This is a genomic window from Vibrio sp. Vb1127, assembly GCF_033338735.1.
GTDB classification, from domain to species: Bacteria; Pseudomonadota; Gammaproteobacteria; order Enterobacterales; family Vibrionaceae; genus Vibrio; species Vibrio alginolyticus.
Genome location: NZ_JAWOTF010000022.1, coordinates 33,706 through 53,250 on the forward strand (window position 1 = coordinate 33,706; position 19,545 = coordinate 53,250).

Below are 19,545 nucleotides of genomic sequence, written 5' to 3' on the forward strand. Positions count from 1 at the left end.
AAGATCTAAATTAATTCCATAAACGAGTTTTGTTGTCACTCGGGATTGATACATTTTGCCCAATATTCGATTTGCGAATTTCAGAGCTTAGGTCAGTTTCTTCGGAATTAACTTCTGTTAGTCTATTTTGCTCCGCCATCATCTTGAGAAGATCGCTCTGATTCGGAGTTTGAATTTCATCCGTTTCTAGTACTTGATTCTCAAACAATAAGTACATAGTTTGACCTTTCGGTATCTCTACCTGAACAGGTCTTCTCGCATTATCGTATAGGATAGGTAAAAAGCCTTGTGCAGCTTTGGCGATACTATAAACAATTCTGTCTCTCGTATTATCAATCGCACCTGTCGAAGTTGTTGTTTCCCCATTTGATGTTGTCACTGTCGTATCAATGAGTGAATCCAAAAAACCTGTCATAAACAAACCAGCAAACATGCCACCAAACCTCTGGATGTAATGGTGGTCTACTTCACCTTCTATAAGCGCCTTTTCAGTTTCAGCAGATAATACCCAAGCTTTTACAGGGATTTGTTTCCCATCTCTAATAACAGACGTTACAGTTAAGGCAACACCTGGAGCTTGTTCTATAAGCTCCATTTCACCGAACGCAATACTACCTTCTGCTTTTCCGGTTAATAAACGAATTCTGATTGGGCCTGGAATGTCTGAGTCGATAGGCAAGGTGGTACGGGCATAAACCAACTCACCTGCATCAAATACTATAGACTCTTGGTCTACTTCAACTGGTGGCTGTCTATATTTTTCATTAGAGGTTTCTTTTTCATTGTCCGTATACCCAACTGTGTTTTCTTTCTTATAATAATTAGGATGAATCCCCATTTGAGTCTGACCTCCATCAGAACGATACAATGCTGAGGCCACTTCTTGTTCTGCATCACTCGGGTCAAAAACGAACTGTGATGTTTTACTATAAATGTCAGCCTTCTTACTATAAGTGATTTTGTACTTTTCGCCTGTATCTGGTGCGTAAGGGAGACCTGAAAATAATGCTTGTGCACCTTCTGATATCTTTTTTTGTCGCTCAGCTTCTAATTGTATCAACCGCTGTCGCTCAGCATCGGCTTTGTCGTTTCGATTCTTTATTTCTTGAGCCTTTAAACTCATTTTAGTCGTTGCTAGTTCGTTTCGGAGATCTTCTAGCTGGCTTGAAGTTTCTATATCTTGTTTAGGCAACGGTAATTTTACGTCTCTACCTGCACTATTCTCTTCTGTATCTGAATTTGTCTTTTTAGACTCAGCATCTTTGCCAGACTTAACTTCTTGCCCCAGGGGATCAACCTCCTGCGACTTAGGCTTGTCAACTTCGGTTTTTGTATCTGGTCCCGTTGCTGATTCTTGTACGCGAGTTTTACTGATATGGCTCTCGCCATTAGTAGCAGCCTGTTTACGCGCGTTCTTCTCCCTTTCTTCGGTTTCTTTAGCGATAGGTGAATTTTCAGGAACACTGATTGTCCCATCAGTTGAGTTCTTAATCACATCGTCAGTTTTAACGACAGGTCTACCCGCTGTTTTATCACCTTTGCCCGAAAGGTCTTCTGTAACTTGATTGGAAGCCATATAGATTGCGTATCCAATCCCTCCGGCGGCTACTACAAACAAACCTACAACGATTGCTATTTTTTTTAATTTCATCGGTGAGAAGCCTTATAGTTCACTTGTATCCACAAACGCTTTTACTTTCTGTCGACCATCGCTAAACCAATAGAATGAACGGGGGTAAAGCTTGTAAAGGTTGTAATCACCGACACTTCCCTCTCTTACCAAAGAGCTACCTTTGCTTCTTAAAATGGCTGTTGTTCTGATATAAACAAATTCATTATATAAATAGGCTTGGCCATTGATTCCTTGCAATTTAGTTTCTTTGGCACCAGGCACACCTGTTGTCGTACCTGAAAGAAAAGAAAAGAATTCTGGACCAGCTTTATCAAGATCTACACTTGAAGTAGAACGGTATTGTATTGGCTTGGCGTTCGGGCCAATTAGTGGAATGATCACTTGTCTTCGAGAATTGTAGTAATCTGTTTTTTCAGAACTAATCATGAAAGGAATAGTTGTATCTAAACCCTTCAGCTGAAACCAGCCCGAATGAGTTACTCCAGGTAAACGAGCTTCCAAGCTATATGCGTTACCGGGTGTTTTTCCAGCCTCGAAGGCTCCCTGAGCTCCTAGCTTAACATATACAATAGGCCAAGGAGCTCCTGTCTGGTCGAAAAATGAAATAGACCCAGGGAAGCCAGGGTACACCTGCAAAATTAACTCCTGAGGTAGTGAAGGATCGAATTTAATCGTATCAATTAGACTTTCCGGGGGCCTTACTAAAAGTTTATTTTCTGCAATTAGCCTCTGCCTTTCTATTTTACGCATCCTTTCAATAAAAGCAGGGTCGGAGTTCATTTTCTCACTTTTAATGATGTCATTCTTTTTATTCTCAGCCCTCAGTATCTCAAGTCTGTCTCTATTTTGGTAATTACTCTGGAGTTTCGAGTATTCTAGATCTGTTATGTACGTCTGAATTGCATTTTGTTCATACACCTCAAGTTCACGCATGTTAATCAATATATTTTCTATACTTCCATATTTCTTTAACAATGCATCCGCAATTGCAGCATGACTAACTTGGTTAGTTTGATTAGCTTGAGAAAACGCCGACAATGACAACACCACCGCACTTACTGTTAAGCGGAAATAGGCTTTCAGAGAGGAGATGTTTCTTGAGTGCATTGGTAATCCTTGAAGTTTAACAAGCGTAAATATATTTCATTTGTGTATTAAAAACAACCCTACTCAGACAAACCTAACGATTGTAGTGTTTTCTCTACAATATCACTGACTTCTTCGTCGCCGAGAGGCTCTGATTGGAGTTCTTCTTTAGGATATTCCAATATGTCCTTGACTTGATTGATCGCCGCCTCTGTGGCTCTTTCAGCATTAGGCTCATCTAAACCAGCTAACAAATTTATATCTATAGTAGTACCAGAGATAGTGCCTTTATTGTTCTCCTGAGCGCTTTCAAGAAATGGATCTGATAGGTTAGATGAAACATATCTACTGTTATAAGCGATATCCAACTCGCCGTATGCATCATTGTCAAAATTAGCAAGGTCTACTTCGGAGGTCTCTTCGTTCGTACCTAAATCTTGAGTGGATAAATATGCTGGTGGCGAAACAACTTCTTCGCTAGTACTGTGCTCAAAGGGACCTTCGGCATAGAAGTTGTTGTACTGCATAATTGAATCAAAATCGTGTTCTTCTTCTGGCCAATCCTCATCACTATAGGTGTTTTCAAAGTCATTAAAATCGAGCTCATCATTAAAGGCTGAAACTTCTTCATTATAAGCCTCCATAGAGCCCATAATCTGTACTTCAGCATCTGTTTGTGCAAGACCAACAAGCTCTTCATCGAATACATCTACTGATGATTCTTCAGGTCGTATTTCTTCGACTTCTTCAATGGCGCTCTCCGTTATCAACGTTGCGTCTTCTTTAATTATCCCTAAACCAATAGCCATCATCATTTGTTTAGAGATGTTTTCAGTGAGGTTTAATGCTCTTACTTCAGTTAGATTATTTTTTAGCTCTAAGAACTCCAACATTTCGACATTGCTATCGATATAATCGTTGGCCTGTTGAACATATTCATTGGATTTTACTAACTGCTGCCTCTTAGCCGTTTCTACCTCATCGTCAGAAGGCTCAAGCACCTGAGCAAAATAGTTCAAACGAGAAGTTTCTACATCTGGGAAGTCGAGTTTTAATGCTCGGAATGGGTATACATCACCACCAAAAATGTATAAGCCTTCTCCAGGTTCAGCACTAGCAAGCATCTTAGCGTTTACAGTATCTTTTTCTTCTACTCGGACATCATCGTTATCATGGACCGCCCCAGCCAAATTATTCTCTATTCTATCCTGACGGGAACCAAATACCTTGCCAGTTCGACCAAGCGCCAACTGTAACGATTCACCATGGTCTTCATTTTTAAGAATGAATTTATTGTTTAAGTTGCCCATTAGTGCTTCATATTCATCCCGGCCGCAAACCTTCTGGAACATTCCGGCTGTCTGAGCTCCAAAAAGAACGTGAAAACCATATGAACGAACCAAGGCAACAATCATGTAAAAACCTTTAACCGCATACATTCCGTACTCATCAAAGAAAAGTCGTACAGGATATCTAGCACTGGAAGGTCTATTGTCTACTGTAGTAATTCGAGAACCTTGTAGCTTATAGCCAGCAGCTCTCATTAAAATAGGCCGTAATCCCTGCAATAGAAGCCTACCCAATGCTGCAACGGAATCTGGGTTTTTGGCAATGGAAGGAAGCAGAACTAATAATACTCGCCCCCCTAAGCATACATCCGTCATATTTACTTCCGAAAGTTTTGTCACGAATATATGCCCCATGGTTTCACTCAAGTCAGCCATGGTTTCACTAATCATCATCACACAATATGTGTGCTGTTCATCTGCTTTACTATTAAGATCAAGGTTGTCTATCTGTTCCTCAGTCATATCAAATATGGCATCACTAATAGAAGGCAAGGTTTTTAAATACTGCTGGAGTGGTTGTCGGTACTTTAAAGGCACATCTTTTCGCGCTGCCTTTTTGAGCATAGTTTTAATGACAAGAAAGTTTCGAACCACTTCGATGTTTAAATCTAAGCCTTCCACATCCCTTTCGTAAGCAAGATACTGATATGCTCCCCCAATCATAGTAGAACTACGACCTTCCCAAAAAGAGCTATCCCCTCCATCCGTTTCACGCCCTAACCCCATGGTTATAGTCTTCATCTGGTCAGGGGTTCCCGCATTTAGAATATTCATGTTATTCGAAATGCGATCGTCGTCGTGCATGTTAGTAGTATCTAAGGAGTCCATGGGAGTCAGAAAATTGAGAACCAACAAATCGTGGAGTCTATCTAATCGTTTCAAGATAGCGAAAATTGTCCAAAACAATTTTATATCCGCCTTACCATCAACTATGACTGCTGATGTTCCTCCTGGCTGGAGAAGTGCTTGAAATAGCAATGTCAGTATAAGTACAGTTTTACCCGAGCCCGTACTGCCCATGACGAGTGTATGTCTTGTTTCCATATCCGGGTTGGATACGAGTAACCTACGTAGAAAAAATTCAAACCCGAATATTAATGTACCGTTTCCTCTTTTACGCTGGGGAATAAGATGGCCAGCTTTAACTGCGTCTTTTAACGACTCCTTTTTTGAAATAAACTGCTCCCACTCCGGCGCGTCAAAAGGATATTCATGCTTCTCTCTTGAGTTTGTAAGCTTCAGACAAATTGCAAATGCAAAAATAAAGTCCCCATTTTGAGGGAACATAAACAAAGCAATCCCGCATGCAGCAATTAATAAAGGAAATGACACATTTACTGCTGACTGTATTCGCATCCACATAGTGCGAGAATCACGATGAAAGAGCTCTGGGTTATTCAGTTCAGGGTTTGTGTTTAGAACCGACTGCTTCTTAAAACTGGCCATACTAATCAACTTCCTTGTACTGCTTCATTAACTCAGGAATATCCTCATAAGGGTCATTGAAGACTTTCTCATCCTTTTCTATATCGACACCTAGTGACTTTAGAATCTGTTTTGCCTCATTCTCTCGGCCATCAGCCTTTTTCTCTATCTCGCTGAGATCAAATAATCTACTAAATTCATCCTCATCCATGTTCAGGAGGTCTTCTCCTTTCTTACCTGCTGTTAATATTCTCTCTGCATTAATGTGAAGGTCTTGCACTGCTCCTAGGACACTTGGAATTGTCATTCGAAATCCGGCTTTTCTTTCCATAAGAAAATGCGAGCGAGTACCACTTGCTTCTAAGAAAGGTGTTTCTCTGCCGATAGACTGCAATACCATTCCTAAATTTCGGTCATGCTTAGTTACCCAAGTAAACTCGTTTCCTGCAATACGGTTTACATCTTTAAAGAGAAGCATCAACGCCCAGATTACAGTAGTAGAATAAGCATGCTTCTTTGTTACCATTGCATAGAGGATTTCTTCGAATGTACGGGTTGTCTTTCCATCCATTTTTTCCTTAAGCTGTGTAAGAACCTTTCTTTCAATACCGTTAAATAAAAGTATTGTGTCTTCGATACTGCCAGCGTAAGGGACGCCATCATTCAATAAAGTTGTTGGACGAAAGCCACCTATTATCGCTCCTCCTCTCTTAAACTTATCCGCTTCATTACCCTGTTTATCTACATATTCAATTGGAATGGTTTTCCCATTATCATCAAACAACCGTGCTAGTTTATCTTCCGAATGTAGTTGTTGCGGTAAAGGACAGAGGAGAAGCCTCTCTAAGCTGATAGTCGCTGTTCGAGAGCAAAACTCTATTGTTGAGTCTTTCGGGTTCTCGCAGTAATAGAAGTAACAAATAGGCCTAAAATTGCTAACAAACCCCGTTTCTTTTTGCATTTCTTTGTCACGTTCTATTTCATCTAATGTGACACCCAAAGGAGGATTTGCTGTGAGCATTTCGTAAGGAGATACACCCATAGCGTATCGGTTTTCATAGTCAGAGCGATTTTCGAAATTGTAATCATGTGAATAGTCACAAGGGTTTTCACCCTCTAAACGTTCTTTATATTTAGGAAACATCCAGCCAATGGAATATCCCATCAATTTATCGTAGAAGTTGGGCGGTACTATACGTTTTAAATGAGGATGAACCTTGGAAGCAGCCCGTATCATTGATTCAACGTTGTGTTCTTTTCTGGTTTTAGAGCGTATTGAATATTCTTTACAACCTAAGTAGATCAGAGCTAAAGCGAAGGGCCATTTAAGTATATTTCCGAAAATAGAGTCGTAAGCTCCAATATACTCGGGTGTAATCATCGTATAATGCAATTCTAATATTTGATATAGCCCCTCCTTAAACCCCCATCCTTGAAATCCTGTTAGCCAAGAGGTAGTTACAACCACGAGGTTCTCAAAAGCAAAAAATGTAAACATCTGAGCTATCTTTAGCATTCTCCACACAAAAGCAAGTATGTGGAAAAAGTGCGCGTAAACCCCGTAACCCATACCTATTGCTAATGCTAGAGCTAGGGCGACTGAAGCATTCAACTCTGATTCTTTTTCTGGCGTACGCTGACTCATAACTTAGGAATCCTTAAAAATTATGTTTGTGTCATCAATACGTCGCTCTTTAAGAATCATTTTTAGAGAATCATACTTTCCTTTGGTCAATGGAATGGGTAACACAAGCCGTGCCCTTAGACCTTTTCGATGAAGTATAAAGTTTACGGTTATGACGAAGTAGTAATAGAGGAAGACAACACATCCGAAAGTCGTTAAAACTTTTGCCGAAAAGTTCTTGTCGGAAGCTGTTAACGATTGCATAGCTTGAGTTATTTCGAAGGTTAAGACGATACTGATCACACAAAATATGACCGAAGCTCCGACAATCGCTTGCCCTACTAAATGTGACTTAAGTACTGGATGTATCGTTCTGAACTGTTTCCACATTCCGATATATGTGACGAATAAACTAAGTACCGGAGCAAGAAGAGAAACTCCACCTGAAACAGGCATTAAGAGTAATGAAAGATACTGTAGAAATATTAAAGTTAACATTTTTGCACCGTTGCTTTTAATCCATTTAAGGCATATATTTTTCACATCATAGCAAATTTATCAACGGATGGAATGGTTTTAGCTAAACGAAAACAACCAAATCTAACATCTCGGTCAACCCTCAAAATCAAATCAACCAAACAACCAAACAACCAAAAATATGGCATTGCTTTTCATCCGTAAAAGACATATATTTTTGTGATTATAAAATATGTCATAGGTAGTAGTAGTTTGGAGTCACTGTTAGGAAGCAACGTCATTTTGTTTTCTCAAAAAGAAAAAGAAACTTTATGCATTATCTCGAATGTCGAATATGGACGCCGTGTTGCTGAGTTACAACTATCTTCGGCTGATAGCTACAAACCTGTTTTGAGTATTCTTGTCTCTATTGTCGATAGTAACCATCCAGAGTTGGACACCCTCGATCGCTGCTTCCTTGTTAACTCATCAATCTCTACAGATTCCATTGAATTAACAGAGCTTTTAGAAAAGTTTAAAAGCTCAACCCAGTCATACCAACAAACGATAGAGATTGATGGTGTTGAATTTTCCTATCTGCGCAAGGAAATAGAAAGGTTACAACTAATAGGATAAATGTAATGGAAAACGAAGAGTCTGTTGGCTTTAAATCAGTTACCCAATCTGCCGAGTTAATTATCCATGCAGGGTCTTCTCCCATCCCAGGAGAAGTCAGAAGCCGCCTAGAAAAGATACCAAGTATAAAGCCAAGACCAGCGCGCAGAATAATGGGTGTGAAATTGGCTGAATTGGGTGTCAATAGAAACCCTTATGTTGCAAATAGAGCAACTAAGGCTTTACTTGCACTGACTTCAATTACGTGGGGCCTCACCCTGCTTTTATTGACTGGTTCGCTGGTTAATTTTTACCTGCTTGAAAGAATAAATATCAGCGCTACCTCCCATGACGCAAGGATTGAGCCTACTGGCAAGCCTGTACGCATCGGTAACTTGGATTAGAGGAAGGATATGTTTCGCTCATCCGTAATTAAGAATCATCGAGGGCTCCTATCTGGTTTCGTAGTGCTGGTGGTCATTATCTATTTCTTAGAGTTTGCACTAAACACTCTTACAACAAATAAATCTGGTTACTACAAGATCCCCACTTACAACGATAAGGGCATTACCCGAATAGTTCCTCAGGTCCCATTAAGTGACCGTCTTTTTTCTGACTCTGAAGTTATGGATTTTGTAACTGAAGCTATGTACAACACACTCTCTCTATCTTTCGATAGTTATGAATTGTCTATGACAGAATCAGCATTACTATTCTTTACTACTTCTGGCTGGAAGTCATTCTCAAGCGCAGTTCAAGAAGCAGAAATTTTATCAACCATTTTCTCTAATAAAGAAATTATTGAGTTTTACCCTACCCGAGCGCCTTTTATGGAATACAGTGGCACAGTTGACGGGAAAATTGATGGAAGATTCACAAAAGATGCCTACTGGGTATGGCGAGTTAAAGTTCAGGGCAAGATTATGAAAAAATCTTTGAAGGTTAAAGACGCAACTGAAACTGAGCTCGAGGCTATTCAGAATCAAAGGCACCAGGCCGCTAATGTAACTTTCTGGCTTGATTTACAACGTGTGCCAAAGGGTAAGGGGGCAAGTGCAGTTAAGATCATAAGTTCTTCTAATTGGGATGTTGATTGGTTATGAATATTCCACGACTTATTCGCATACTTAAATTCGACTGGCCATTTGTGCTTGCTATCGTTTTATCTGTTTTAGCTATTTTTAAACTTTCCGAATTCAATGAAGAACTATTAGGGAACCCGGATAGAGTTTTTCTTTATTCTGATGGTAATGGTGGTTACACAAGGGCCTTTGTATCACGTGACCCACGCTATACAGACGAGAAGGTTGTCAGGTTTCTTCGTCGTATGGTGAGCTCATGCTATACCGTCGATTATAAAACCGCTCAACACCTAATGAACGGTGAACGCGATAACGATTATGCCAACTGTATTGAAAAGCACTTTGCGCCAATAGCCGCCACATCACTGTTCAATGTTTATCCTACTGACCCTATGATTGAGGCGATTCTTATGTCAGAAGGTAAGGCTAACGTTGTTGTTCCTTACGATCCTATCGTTACCTTAAAGAACAAACCTGGTAAGCCTTTAGTTTGGGTAGTTGAGGTTCCGATAATGGTAACAGTCCAATCGGTATCAGGAGACCAAACAACCTCATTCATTGCTCACTACACAGTTCTACCTGAACCTAGAGCGGATAACGCAAGTTCATTACTCATCGACAGGGTGGTTTTTAGATGAACGTTAAAGACCTATTCAATTTTATTAGTACAGCTTTGGGGAAGACTCCGTTAACAGGAAGACAAAGTTCGAAGTCTACTGAGGATAGCTTTGTTAAAGGGGATACCTTTAGTTGCCAATCAATACCCTCCAGCGAGGTTAACCGTAACCACGATGCCGTGTTTGAAACAGATAAACGTCATAATTTAATCTATGACAATTTTAAGTCTGTCCAGCGATCTCCATACTACGCTCTGGTTTTATTTTTCTTAGCTATTGTTGCATTTTTATACGCCTTGAACCTGTTCATAGATACCACAAAGATTACTTCAACAAACTACTTTATTGCATCAACGACAAGTGATACTGCTGTATACCCAATACCCACAGATAAGCATATCTTGCCGACTAAGGACCAAGAAAGAAACCCTGGCGAAACTTACTCTGAAGAAGAGTCAGAAGTATTAGTTCGTGAATATCTAGTTGATAGCCTTAAAGACTGTTTTTCAATGAACTACTTAAATGCAGCAACAGTACTGTCTAGGTGCAAGTCCAACCATTTGGACTCTGAAACAGACACCCAAGACATATTTATTGAGCTTCTAAGAGCAAGTAACTATATAAATATAATGAAGAAATACCAGACTTCTGCATTACTCCACGTAGACACAAGCTCTATTAAACTTTTGAACAAAGCAATAGCTCAGCGTGAAGCCGTACCTGGCAGCGGCGTTATGCGTAGCCGCGCTGTCTGGATTTACCAACTTAAGATGCATTATACGATGGAGAAAGTTTCTGTCTCTTCTCCCACCTTGTGGCAAGTTGAGATGATCAGAGAATCTGCTTTCAACAAAGAGTTCCCTGTTTCTATCTTCAAAATACGCGATATCGAGTGAGTGAACATGAAAAGTCAAAATAAAGAGCTTCAAGTTAACCCGAGAAACTTTCAACCGTCTTTGTTGCAAAAAAATTTACATAAATCACGCAAAGGAAAGTCAAAAACTAAAAAAGCGTTGGCAAAAGCTCCAAACTACTATAGAGACCTTTTTCAGCCAATTGAAGGGGTCTTTAGCCGACCTTCATTTGGCGAGTTTCAATTCACTTACTGTGGATACATGATAGCTAACCAGCGTGAGGGTGTTCTCAATATCTATGTACCACAAGAAACAGACTCCCCATTACTAGAGTCACTCGAATCATACGGGTTTTATCTATGTAAAAAGTACCCTATTTCTGTACCCAATAGCTCTAGATCCTCAAGACTTCTTATGAAGCGCTATCTTTCAGAAAAAGTATCAGATCAGCAAGCTGTGGAGACAATAATGCAGTTAAAGATCATGCTAAATGCAGCAATAAAAAAACAACAACAAAGTGAGGATTTAGATATATCGGCAATGCCTAGCCTCAGTCCTACAATATTTAAGTCACTAAAAGATATCGGTATAAATAAGCAATCAGAGTTAAGGAAGGCAGACTTAAATGTTTTGTTCCATAAGATCAAAAGTGGAAACTCGAAGAGCTATAAAGGGGTACGCTTGTTATTTCAGCTACATTGCTTAAGAGAGGATACTCAAGTTCCTTACTTATCTAACGATACCAAACAACGCTTAGTTGATTCTTATAATTTTTTCGCCAAAATTAGAGGATACGCCCCTCTGACTTATATGTTTTACAGCTAGAAAATAACCTTGCATTAGTTTCTTTCGACATGCAATTAAACCATCAGTTACAAGGTAACCAGTCGCTCATTAGGCCTCTATTTATTAGTTAGTTTCAAACAGCAATAGATGTTGAATGTATGTAATTCTCCACAAAACATATGGTGACGTTAGCTAGGTATCGTTCACCATACTACAAGTGCTGATTCCCTCATTAACCCTATATTTTAAATCCTTCGATTCTAGTTTCCTTTACCTCTACTGTTAGCTTGGGGTGTGGTAACTGTCCTCTAGCCAGCATTTGAATAGGATTTCCTGTTCGTTTTGTAGTGGTTTCTTTATTACTTTTTTCATACGCTACTTTGGGTGATATTGAAGACTCCCAGTAAAGAAGGTCTACTGGAAGAGCGCATAGAAATTGTAGAGGTTTCCGTGTCTTGAACTCACCGTGAACTAAGCGCCTTTGTGCATATGAGTAAATTAGATCCTTTTCTGCACGAGTGGTGGCCACATAGAATAGCCTAAGCTCTTCATGAACATTGTCTTTCTCATTACCTTTGAAGTGTGCTTCTTCTTCGCAGCCAATGACATATACACGCTTAAACTCTAAGCCCTTACTAGCGTGTTCTGTCATTAACTGAACCGCACTAGCCCCTTGCTCACCAGAATCCACCAGCATGTTAAGTTCTTTGATACAATCATGTAAGTGTCCATGAACCTCAGTGAAAGCAAAAAGGCGCTTTGTTAAGGTAATGACGTTTTGCTCTCTTTTATTAACTTCTGAGATTACTTCTGCTGTCATCTCTTGAGTTTTATACTTCTTCTTAGCGTTATCTATAATTTTGGGTTTGAACAGCTCGACCCAGATTTGATGCAAACCTTCCTCTAAGCCAGAAAGTACTTCTCCCCACTTATTTCTCAGTTCAGAATCACTAAGTTCATAGTTATTTATTTTTGCTAAGTCAGTGATTGAACCGCATTCGAACAATGCTTCTTTGATAATTGAGTGGCACTCCAACAAAGAGGCAAATCCAAGCTTTCTATCTTGAGATTTTACAGTTCCATACGTGGTCATGTACTTACAGTATTCAATAACTGTTAGGTTTTTATCAATGAGCTTTTGGCGCATAGTTACGCCCTTAGTTTTAAGGCTTGCTGCATCAATGACACGTGAAGCAGCCATAACATCCTTCTCATTAGCACAGAAACGTAGGAATGCACTCCAGTCCTTTACTTCTTTACTATCAAAGAAATCCTTGTCGCCAACAACTCGGTATTCTACCCCATGCTCAATAAGTTGAGCTTCAATTGGGTCTTTGATTACTTTTGAACGATACAGAATGGCAATTTCTTCTGGTTTTAATTCACCAGATTCGATAGCCTGTTTAATCTCATTGGCTGTCGTAATTGCCTCATCCTTGTCATTGGCAAATTGTCGGGCAATTGGCTTATCACCCTGAATATTTGCCATTGCTATCATATGTCCGTCTGTAACCTTTTGGTCTTCATGCATTAAGTCAGCAATAGCATTGGCCACATTTACAACTTGTTCAGTTGATCGAAAGTTCTCTCCCATCTGAACAATCTTCATGTCTCCGAATTCTTTTTGAGCATTTAGTAACTGACCGACATCTGCAGCCCTGAAAGCATAAATACTTTGTTTTTCATCACCAACCATAGTTAGGTTATTGCCTTGACCAACAATAAGTTTTAACAATAAGCCTTGGACTGGGTTAGCATCCTGATGCTCATCGGCAAGTACTGCTTTAAACTGGTTTTGCAACCAGGTTCTAAAACCTACATCATGTGTGAGAATTTTTACCGCATGGACGAGAATGTGGTCGTAATCAATAGCATTCAGCTCAATCATTCGTCTGTAGTAGACCTTCCAGATACAAACGCAATGGCTTAACAAGGCTTTCTCATCAAAAGTCAGATTTGGGTTGGTTTTGGACTGGTGCTCGAACTCAGACTTAGGACCACGACCATAGGACAAGGATAGCCCCATGAAGTTTTGAACATACTTTGCACCACCGTGCTCTTTTAAGAACTCATAGTCTGAGTTCGATAATGTTTTCTTAGCTGACTCATTTATTAGTGTAAGGGACTCAGTTTCATCCAAGATAACTAAGTCACTCGATGTATAACCGCACTTTACAAAATATGGGTGTTGCTTTTTGATGGCAGGTTTTATGACTTGGTTTAGTGCAAAGGAGTGCCAGTTACAGATAACAGCTTGATAAGCTTTGATACCTATACGTAAGTAAAGACGCTCTAACATTTCCGCAGCAGCTTTCTTGGTAAAGGTTATGGCACAAAGTCGACAGGGTTCCAAGCCTGACTCAATGAATGTCGCGGCCTTCTCCACAATAACGCGAGTCTTACCACTACCTGCCCCCGCATTAATCATGCAAGGTACTCCAGTCGTGTTGACTCCTTCATACTGACTCGCGGTTAATTTCATTCTCATCCCTCCCATTTAAGTGTTTATATATGGTATTTTAATTCAACCTCAAAGTCAACTTTAGTCTATTGTTTTTTGTTGCTAAATGATATATTTCATTTAACGGAGGATTGCGTCTATGTTTGAATTTTTGGGTGTAACAGCAGCTGACGGTCTTGAGCAACTTAAAGAACCGGAAAGGTCTTATTACGAATATGTAATAGAGCATGGCGACACGGGGCTGTACAAAGCCATGCCGTGGAAAAGTAAACGAGATTTACTTCTTACTTACAAAGGTGAGATTGAAGAGTGTACTTTAATCTCTAGCAAGCTAAACAATATACATCCTAAATACATACGTACAATCATGAGAAGCGAGAATGGTTGGCCAGGAGCTGACCAGAAAGCCAAGAACGGTTCTGGTGATTTAGGAATAATACAAGTTAACCCTAAGGTTTGGGATCAAGAGTTTCGTAAGCTTGGTGTGACTATAAACTGGGAAGACGTCAGAGATGATGTATGTGCAAATCTATTTATTGGTGGTGTCATTCTGGCCAGAAGATTAAACGCAACGAATGACATTTTTAAAGGCCTCGCTAACTACCATCGATATGCAACTTCAGACAATAAATATTTTCATTACTCGTACCGCCTGAAAGCAATGAAGCACTTTGCTGATATTGAATCTGAGTATGGTCGTTGGATTTCTCACCGAATACACGCAGTCAATAAACTAGGAGAATAGCCATGTGGGTCGCTATTGCAGAGAAGTCTTCTCAAGCTGAAAAGATCGCATCAGCTTTGAATCTTAGAAAGCAAGGTGGATTATATTCAGGCTTCTACAAAGGGCAAGAACTGATCCTTTGGTATGCCGCAGGTCACTTCCTCGAACTGTCTCCCCCTACAGAGCAAATACAGAACTTCAGTTGGAACGATCCTCGTACTCACGAACGCATCCCTCGCAAGGTTCCTTATAAAGTTTGTCCGGACATACCAGCTCGTGACGGATACCCGGCAAGAAAACCAGGAGAGCGAATCCAATTACTTAAACAGTATGTCGACAAAGCGACTTTAGTCATTGGTGCTACAGACCCAGACCGAGAAGGTGAAGTCATATACCGTAGCATTTTAGATTTCCTTAAATACGATGGCCCATTAAAACGAGTTTGGTTAACAAAGGGGTTATCCAAGGATGCAATACAAACCTCTTTCGATGAAATGGTCGATGCATCTCAATACTACGGCGAATATTTAGCTGGGTCTAGTCGTCGTATGGCAGATTACGCAGCCATGGTTCTAACTGCCACCTACACTTATTACTCAAGAAGGGGAATGCTTGGAAAGTACCTAGGCTCAGGGGATAAGAAAAGCTCAACGACATCTGTTGGTCGAGTTCAGTCGACTGTTGTAGGTTTTACTTACCATCGTCATCAAGAAAGAGCAAACTTTAAATCTGTAACTCACTTTCGTCCGGTACCGCTGATCAGGTGTAACGGCGCTGTAAGTTTTGAAGGCCGATACCTTCCAGAGATAAAAGACTCCGACTATGACTCCCCTATCCCTGGCGTAAAGTGGGATGAAAAAAATCTAGCATCCAAAATATCGCCTGATATGTCTGAGGAAGAAGTCGAGGAGTTAACCATAAACAATAGACCTAAACCTCTTTATATCGACAAATCTATTATGATGGATTTTACGGAAAGGCTTAAGCAAGCGAGCATATTGGATTTAGATATAAATGAAAGTATGGCGACTTCTGCCCCACCAAAGCCTTTATCACTGACCAAACTACAGAGTCTGATTAGCAACGCTAGTGCCACTGATGTCCTCAATGCAGCACAACGCCTATACGATTCTGGTTTTATCACTTACCCAAGAGGTGAAGAACAAGAGATTTCTGACAAAGATTACAATCCTAGGGATATTGCCGACAAATGTACTCAACTAGCAAAATGGGACCAATTTGGCCAAGCCGCCCTTAAAGTCGCTGCCATTCAAACGGGACAAGACGATACCTGCGCAAGTTTCAAACCAAGCTGCTATACGCCAGGAGATAAAATACACGATGCTCTAGCTCCTGTTGTTATACCTAAACCAGGAGAGCTACAGGGGCTAGCTCTTCAGGTCTTTGAAGAAATTACGTCGCATTACTTGCAAGCACATTTGCCTCCATCAAAATATTTAGTTCAAGAAGGGGTTTTAAAATTCGATACCCATGGGCTTTTTGGAGAACCGGTATCTAGTTTCAAGATCACAAAGCGATCTTGTATAGAAACTGGGTGGGAACATTACTTTAAAGGTAAAGAGACCGTCCAAACTATCAGCTTAAACGATTTAGACAAAAGCAATGTTTCAATTCCAGATGTTGAGCTAAAGGAGTCTACTACAACTAAGCCCCCTCTCTTCACTGAGGCCTCACTACTTTTTGCGATGTACCATGCGGCAAAATTCGAGCCTAATCCTATTCTTAGGAATTCACTCAAAGAATCAAAAGGCATTGGGACACCAGCTACTAGGCCAACTCAAATCGCAACTATCTTAATGCGTGAGTTCGTAGCGTATACTAGCAAGGGTAAAAACCCTTCGATTGATATCACCCCAAAAGGGATTGAATTGTATAAGGCACTACCTGATTCATATAAAAGCCCTGGTACTACTGCCAAATGGGAACTCAAACTTTCTGACATGAGTAAACTCCCTCAACGAGAAGCAGAAGCAGCGTCTCTGGAATTTATAAACACTCAAATTGAAAATACTGAAAAGCTAATAGGTTTCCTGAATAAAAACCTGTTTGATAAAACACCAAGAGACGGTGTGAATCCTAACATGCCACTTTCAAACCAAACCAAAGATAAACTTCAGAAGCGTTGTAAAGGGCTCGGACTACCAATGCCCAGACAGGCCTTAGCAAGTGAGGCTAAAGCGAGGCAATGGCTACGAGAGCACCCTTGGTTGGTAACTGACGCTATGCGAAGAAAGATTTCACAAATATGCTCTTTCAAAAAGATCCAGCCGCCAGCGCTTAAAATGACTGACTTTGGTAAAGCTCTAGAATTTATAAAAGCTCACGAAGATGATGTCCCAAGTACTCCATCTAAAAAGTTTCTTGATTACGCAAAACAGTTGGAATCGAAGACTGGCCTGAAAATTCCTTCTCAAGCGATTAGTAACGCCAAATTACTATCTAAATATGTAGAAGAGGCAAAACGTATTAAGAAACCAAGTAAAAAGACTATTGCTGCTATTAACGAGCTGGCCAAAAAGCTAAACGTTAGGGTTCCTGCTAGTGAATTAGAAAATGACGAAAGAGCAAAAAACATACTTAGCCGTATGAAAGCAATGATTGCTACAGCATCAAAATAAGGGGTTCAAGTAGATATGATGAATGATATTCTCGAAAAGTATAATATTCTCGAAAAGTATAAACAGGCGTTCCTAACTTCTGACTTTTATAATGACCAAAAAGTTTTAGCACCGGATGATTTAGTCCCGATGATAAGAGGGTTTCTCCATGCTAATGGGGAAGATTTATTAGTGGACAATCACACTAATATCTCTGCGTTCGCCAAGTCAGTCTTTGCGGAGACCAACCAGGAAAAGTTCGAAAGCTTCTTAACCGAACTAAAGTTACTTGTAGACGAGCTTAATTTAGACTTTAGAGGTTCTGCCGACATACCTAACTATGACAATCTCTCTATTACGCTTAGCTTCGACACAGCAAGCGAAGACCAGATTGATAGATTGATCCGTTTCGTCAGAAATAACCTCACGAATAATTTCCGAGCATCAGGCCAATACCCTTTAGCTGTATGGAAAGCTTTCATTATCTCCTCAGATTGCTGGTCGGTAGAGTTCCGATTCTCACCGAGATGGGAATTTAAAGAAGATATCCAAGGATAGAAGATTTAGAGTTAATGGTGTTAAATGCTGGAGGACATTATCAGTATTGGCAAATCAACTAACTAGGAAGATCTATGCACAAGGTGACTACGATATTAAAAACAAACATTGGGAACGTGGAAGGTTACTTAGATGAGAGCGGTAGCCTGTTTATTCTGAACCCGGCTAAGATTGAAAATCGCAAGCTTGCTCACTTCCTCCCAACACCTTCGCAACGTTCAAAAGATGATGTGGAACAAAACCCGAATAACTACCTAAAGGTCGAGGAACCGAGTGAGTTCGCAGGGGTTTGGGAAGTGAGTGGACCAAATGTAGGAAAAGGGGATGCGTTAAGAACTTATCCTTTTATGTTTAAAAGAGTGAGCCCCCCATCTGAAGGTAGTTAATACGGCACAACTATATTTTGGGTGGTTTCTTAATTGTCAAGATAAATATTTTTAGGTGCGGTTATTTCTAAATCGAATTAACAAACCGTAATTTGGACTTATAGACAGGGTCTTATTCAGTTAGTTAGTGTTCACTGACTGATATTTTGAATTTTGCTTTTTATCCACAAATGATCCTCGAACTGCACCTTGATAAACTTTTTTTATCGCACTATCTTGATACCCGTGAGCTCAAGTAGTTCAGTGCATGGAAGCAAATAGTAGCTGTGCTTAGTTTCTTTCGTGATATTAAACTGGAGCTCAAAATCACTTAAACCCCACCATAGGCAGGGTTTAAGAGAGAAGCCAAATCGAGTAGCTGCAACTACTCATTATGGCTGCTGGGTATCATTCTCGACACCTGACACACGAGACTATAGATCACCAGTAGCCTATTTGGCAATTTTCTTGTTCAATAGTTAATGGTGATTAATATGTACCCACAAAGGTTTATCTATCTGATTATGAGAGTATGGAAAGCAATGGTCTCGGTATTCAAACTCAATCCACACATATGTATCAAAGGGTTAATGTATCTAGTCGAGTTTTTTAGAGACTAAACCATTTGTATGTACACACTTCTTAAGGTGTGTACATTATTTAGACAAAAATGTTAAGTCCGTGTGCTCTAACTTCTTATACACATTTGGGTATTGGGCTCGAGAAATCTTTAAGTTTAAAAGACCTTGGGCTATTTCATCACTTTTAAATTCGGAGAGGTCAAGTTTGCTTTGCAAATATCTACCATAATCAAACATTCTATTTACCTTAGCTTGTAATACTCCCAGCTCAACTAGTTGATATTCCGCATCTTCTCTCCAACTAGGCCTACGGCTCGACTGCTTATTCTCATATTCATTTTCTACTCTAGCGGATAAGTACTGAGTCTTACTTAGTATTTTTGCCATTACCAGAACAACATCTATGTCTGCGTTTTCCATGCATTTTGTGAATATGGCTGTTGTATTGGCCAAATCTAGTTTCGGTGGTACAGGCTTCTTACCTGTTCTTTTCGGCATACCTTTCCAAAATTCAATTGATTCGGTGTAGAAGCTAGCCATCTCAGTTGTGTATTTAGTTAAGTCAGACAGAGTTTGAGGTAACAATGCTCTTGCTGCTAAAAGTTGGCTCTCTCGATTCTTTTCTTCGTGATATTGTCGGAGGACATTAAAGTTTGAAACTTTTCTCTCGTGTAGAGTTTAGTACCAAGTAGCCTAGATAAAAGAAGGTAA

Annotated in this window: 16 protein-coding genes; 10 read left to right on the forward strand and 6 right to left on the reverse strand. The window is 40.0% G+C overall.

What is annotated here, in order from left to right; all coding sequences use genetic code 11:
* Positions 1 to 10: 10 nt before the first annotated feature.
* The 4 genes from R7H07_RS20340 to R7H07_RS20355 are packed head-to-tail and all read right to left on the reverse strand — an operon-like array spanning position 11 to position 7,138.
* Entirely contained in the window at positions 11 to 1,651 is a 1,641-nt protein-coding gene (locus R7H07_RS20340; RefSeq protein WP_025634009.1) for a DotG/IcmE/VirB10 family protein, read from the reverse strand.
* A gap of 12 nt (positions 1,652 to 1,663) precedes the next feature.
* Positions 1,664 to 2,740 (reverse strand): DotH/IcmK family type IV secretion protein, encoded by a 1,077-nt coding sequence (locus R7H07_RS20345; RefSeq protein WP_025634007.1) that lies wholly within the window; start codon positions 2,738 to 2,740, stop codon positions 1,664 to 1,666.
* A 59-nt stretch (positions 2,741 to 2,799) separates the two neighbouring features.
* Complete coding sequence (locus R7H07_RS20350) at positions 2,800 to 5,514, reverse strand: type IV secretion system DNA-binding domain-containing protein (protein ID WP_025634006.1); 2,715 nt, start codon at positions 5,512 to 5,514, stop codon at positions 2,800 to 2,802.
* A gap of 1 nt (position 5,515) precedes the next feature.
* Entirely contained in the window at positions 5,516 to 7,138 is a 1,623-nt protein-coding gene (locus tag R7H07_RS20355) for a hypothetical protein (RefSeq protein WP_025634005.1), read from the reverse strand.
* Between the two features lie 708 nt (positions 7,139 to 7,846).
* On the opposite strand from R7H07_RS20355, the gene R7H07_RS20360 reads away from it, so the two are divergent.
* The 6 genes from R7H07_RS20360 to R7H07_RS20385 are packed head-to-tail and all read left to right on the forward strand — an operon-like array spanning position 7,847 to position 11,566.
* Complete coding sequence (locus R7H07_RS20360) at positions 7,847 to 8,209, forward strand: hypothetical protein (RefSeq protein WP_025634000.1); 363 nt, start codon at positions 7,847 to 7,849, stop codon at positions 8,207 to 8,209.
* 5 nt (positions 8,210 to 8,214) lie between these two features.
* On the forward strand, positions 8,215 to 8,592 hold the full coding sequence (locus R7H07_RS20365) for a hypothetical protein (RefSeq protein ID WP_025633999.1): 378 nt from the start codon (positions 8,215 to 8,217) through the stop codon (positions 8,590 to 8,592).
* A gap of 9 nt (positions 8,593 to 8,601) precedes the next feature.
* Complete coding sequence (locus tag R7H07_RS20370; RefSeq protein ID WP_025633997.1) at positions 8,602 to 9,291, forward strand: DotI/IcmL family type IV secretion protein; 690 nt, start codon at positions 8,602 to 8,604, stop codon at positions 9,289 to 9,291.
* Complete coding sequence (locus R7H07_RS20375) at positions 9,288 to 9,908, forward strand: DotI/IcmL/TraM family protein (protein ID WP_025633995.1); 621 nt, start codon at positions 9,288 to 9,290, stop codon at positions 9,906 to 9,908. The genes R7H07_RS20370 and R7H07_RS20375 overlap by 4 nt, the downstream gene beginning before the upstream one ends.
* The gene (locus R7H07_RS20380) at positions 9,905 to 10,783 is read left to right on the forward strand and encodes a hypothetical protein (protein ID WP_025633994.1); all 879 of its coding nucleotides are present in this window, start codon (positions 9,905 to 9,907) and stop codon (positions 10,781 to 10,783) included. Before R7H07_RS20375 ends, R7H07_RS20380 begins: the two co-directional genes overlap by 4 nt.
* A 6-nt stretch (positions 10,784 to 10,789) precedes the next feature.
* Entirely contained in the window at positions 10,790 to 11,566 is a 777-nt protein-coding gene (locus R7H07_RS20385) for a TfoX/Sxy family DNA transformation protein (protein WP_025633992.1), read from the forward strand.
* A gap of 199 nt (positions 11,567 to 11,765) precedes the next feature.
* Here R7H07_RS20385 and R7H07_RS20390 read toward each other — a convergent pair whose 3' ends face one another.
* Positions 11,766 to 14,009, reverse strand: coding sequence for an ATP-dependent helicase (locus tag R7H07_RS20390; protein WP_025633991.1), 2,244 nt, complete (start codon positions 14,007 to 14,009; stop codon positions 11,766 to 11,768).
* A 118-nt stretch (positions 14,010 to 14,127) separates the two neighbouring features.
* On the opposite strand from R7H07_RS20390, the gene R7H07_RS20395 reads away from it, so the two are divergent.
* From R7H07_RS20395 to R7H07_RS20410, 4 genes are all read left to right on the forward strand, one after another.
* On the forward strand, positions 14,128 to 14,733 hold the full coding sequence (locus R7H07_RS20395; protein ID WP_025633990.1) for a transglycosylase SLT domain-containing protein: 606 nt from the start codon (positions 14,128 to 14,130) through the stop codon (positions 14,731 to 14,733).
* 2 nt (positions 14,734 to 14,735) lie between these two features.
* Complete coding sequence (locus R7H07_RS20400; protein WP_077284299.1) at positions 14,736 to 17,351, forward strand: DNA topoisomerase; 2,616 nt, start codon at positions 14,736 to 14,738, stop codon at positions 17,349 to 17,351.
* A gap of 15 nt (positions 17,352 to 17,366) precedes the next feature.
* Positions 17,367 to 17,888, forward strand: coding sequence for a hypothetical protein (locus R7H07_RS20405; protein WP_077284301.1), 522 nt, complete (start codon positions 17,367 to 17,369; stop codon positions 17,886 to 17,888).
* 74 nt (positions 17,889 to 17,962) lie between these two features.
* The gene (locus R7H07_RS20410; protein ID WP_025767076.1) at positions 17,963 to 18,274 is read left to right on the forward strand and encodes a hypothetical protein; all 312 of its coding nucleotides are present in this window, start codon (positions 17,963 to 17,965) and stop codon (positions 18,272 to 18,274) included.
* 635 nt (positions 18,275 to 18,909) lie between these two features.
* On the opposite strand, the gene R7H07_RS20415 is transcribed toward R7H07_RS20410, so the two are convergent.
* On the reverse strand, positions 18,910 to 19,419 hold the full coding sequence (locus R7H07_RS20415) for a hypothetical protein (protein WP_213899629.1): 510 nt from the start codon (positions 19,417 to 19,419) through the stop codon (positions 18,910 to 18,912).
* Positions 19,420 to 19,545: the final 126 nt, after the last annotated feature.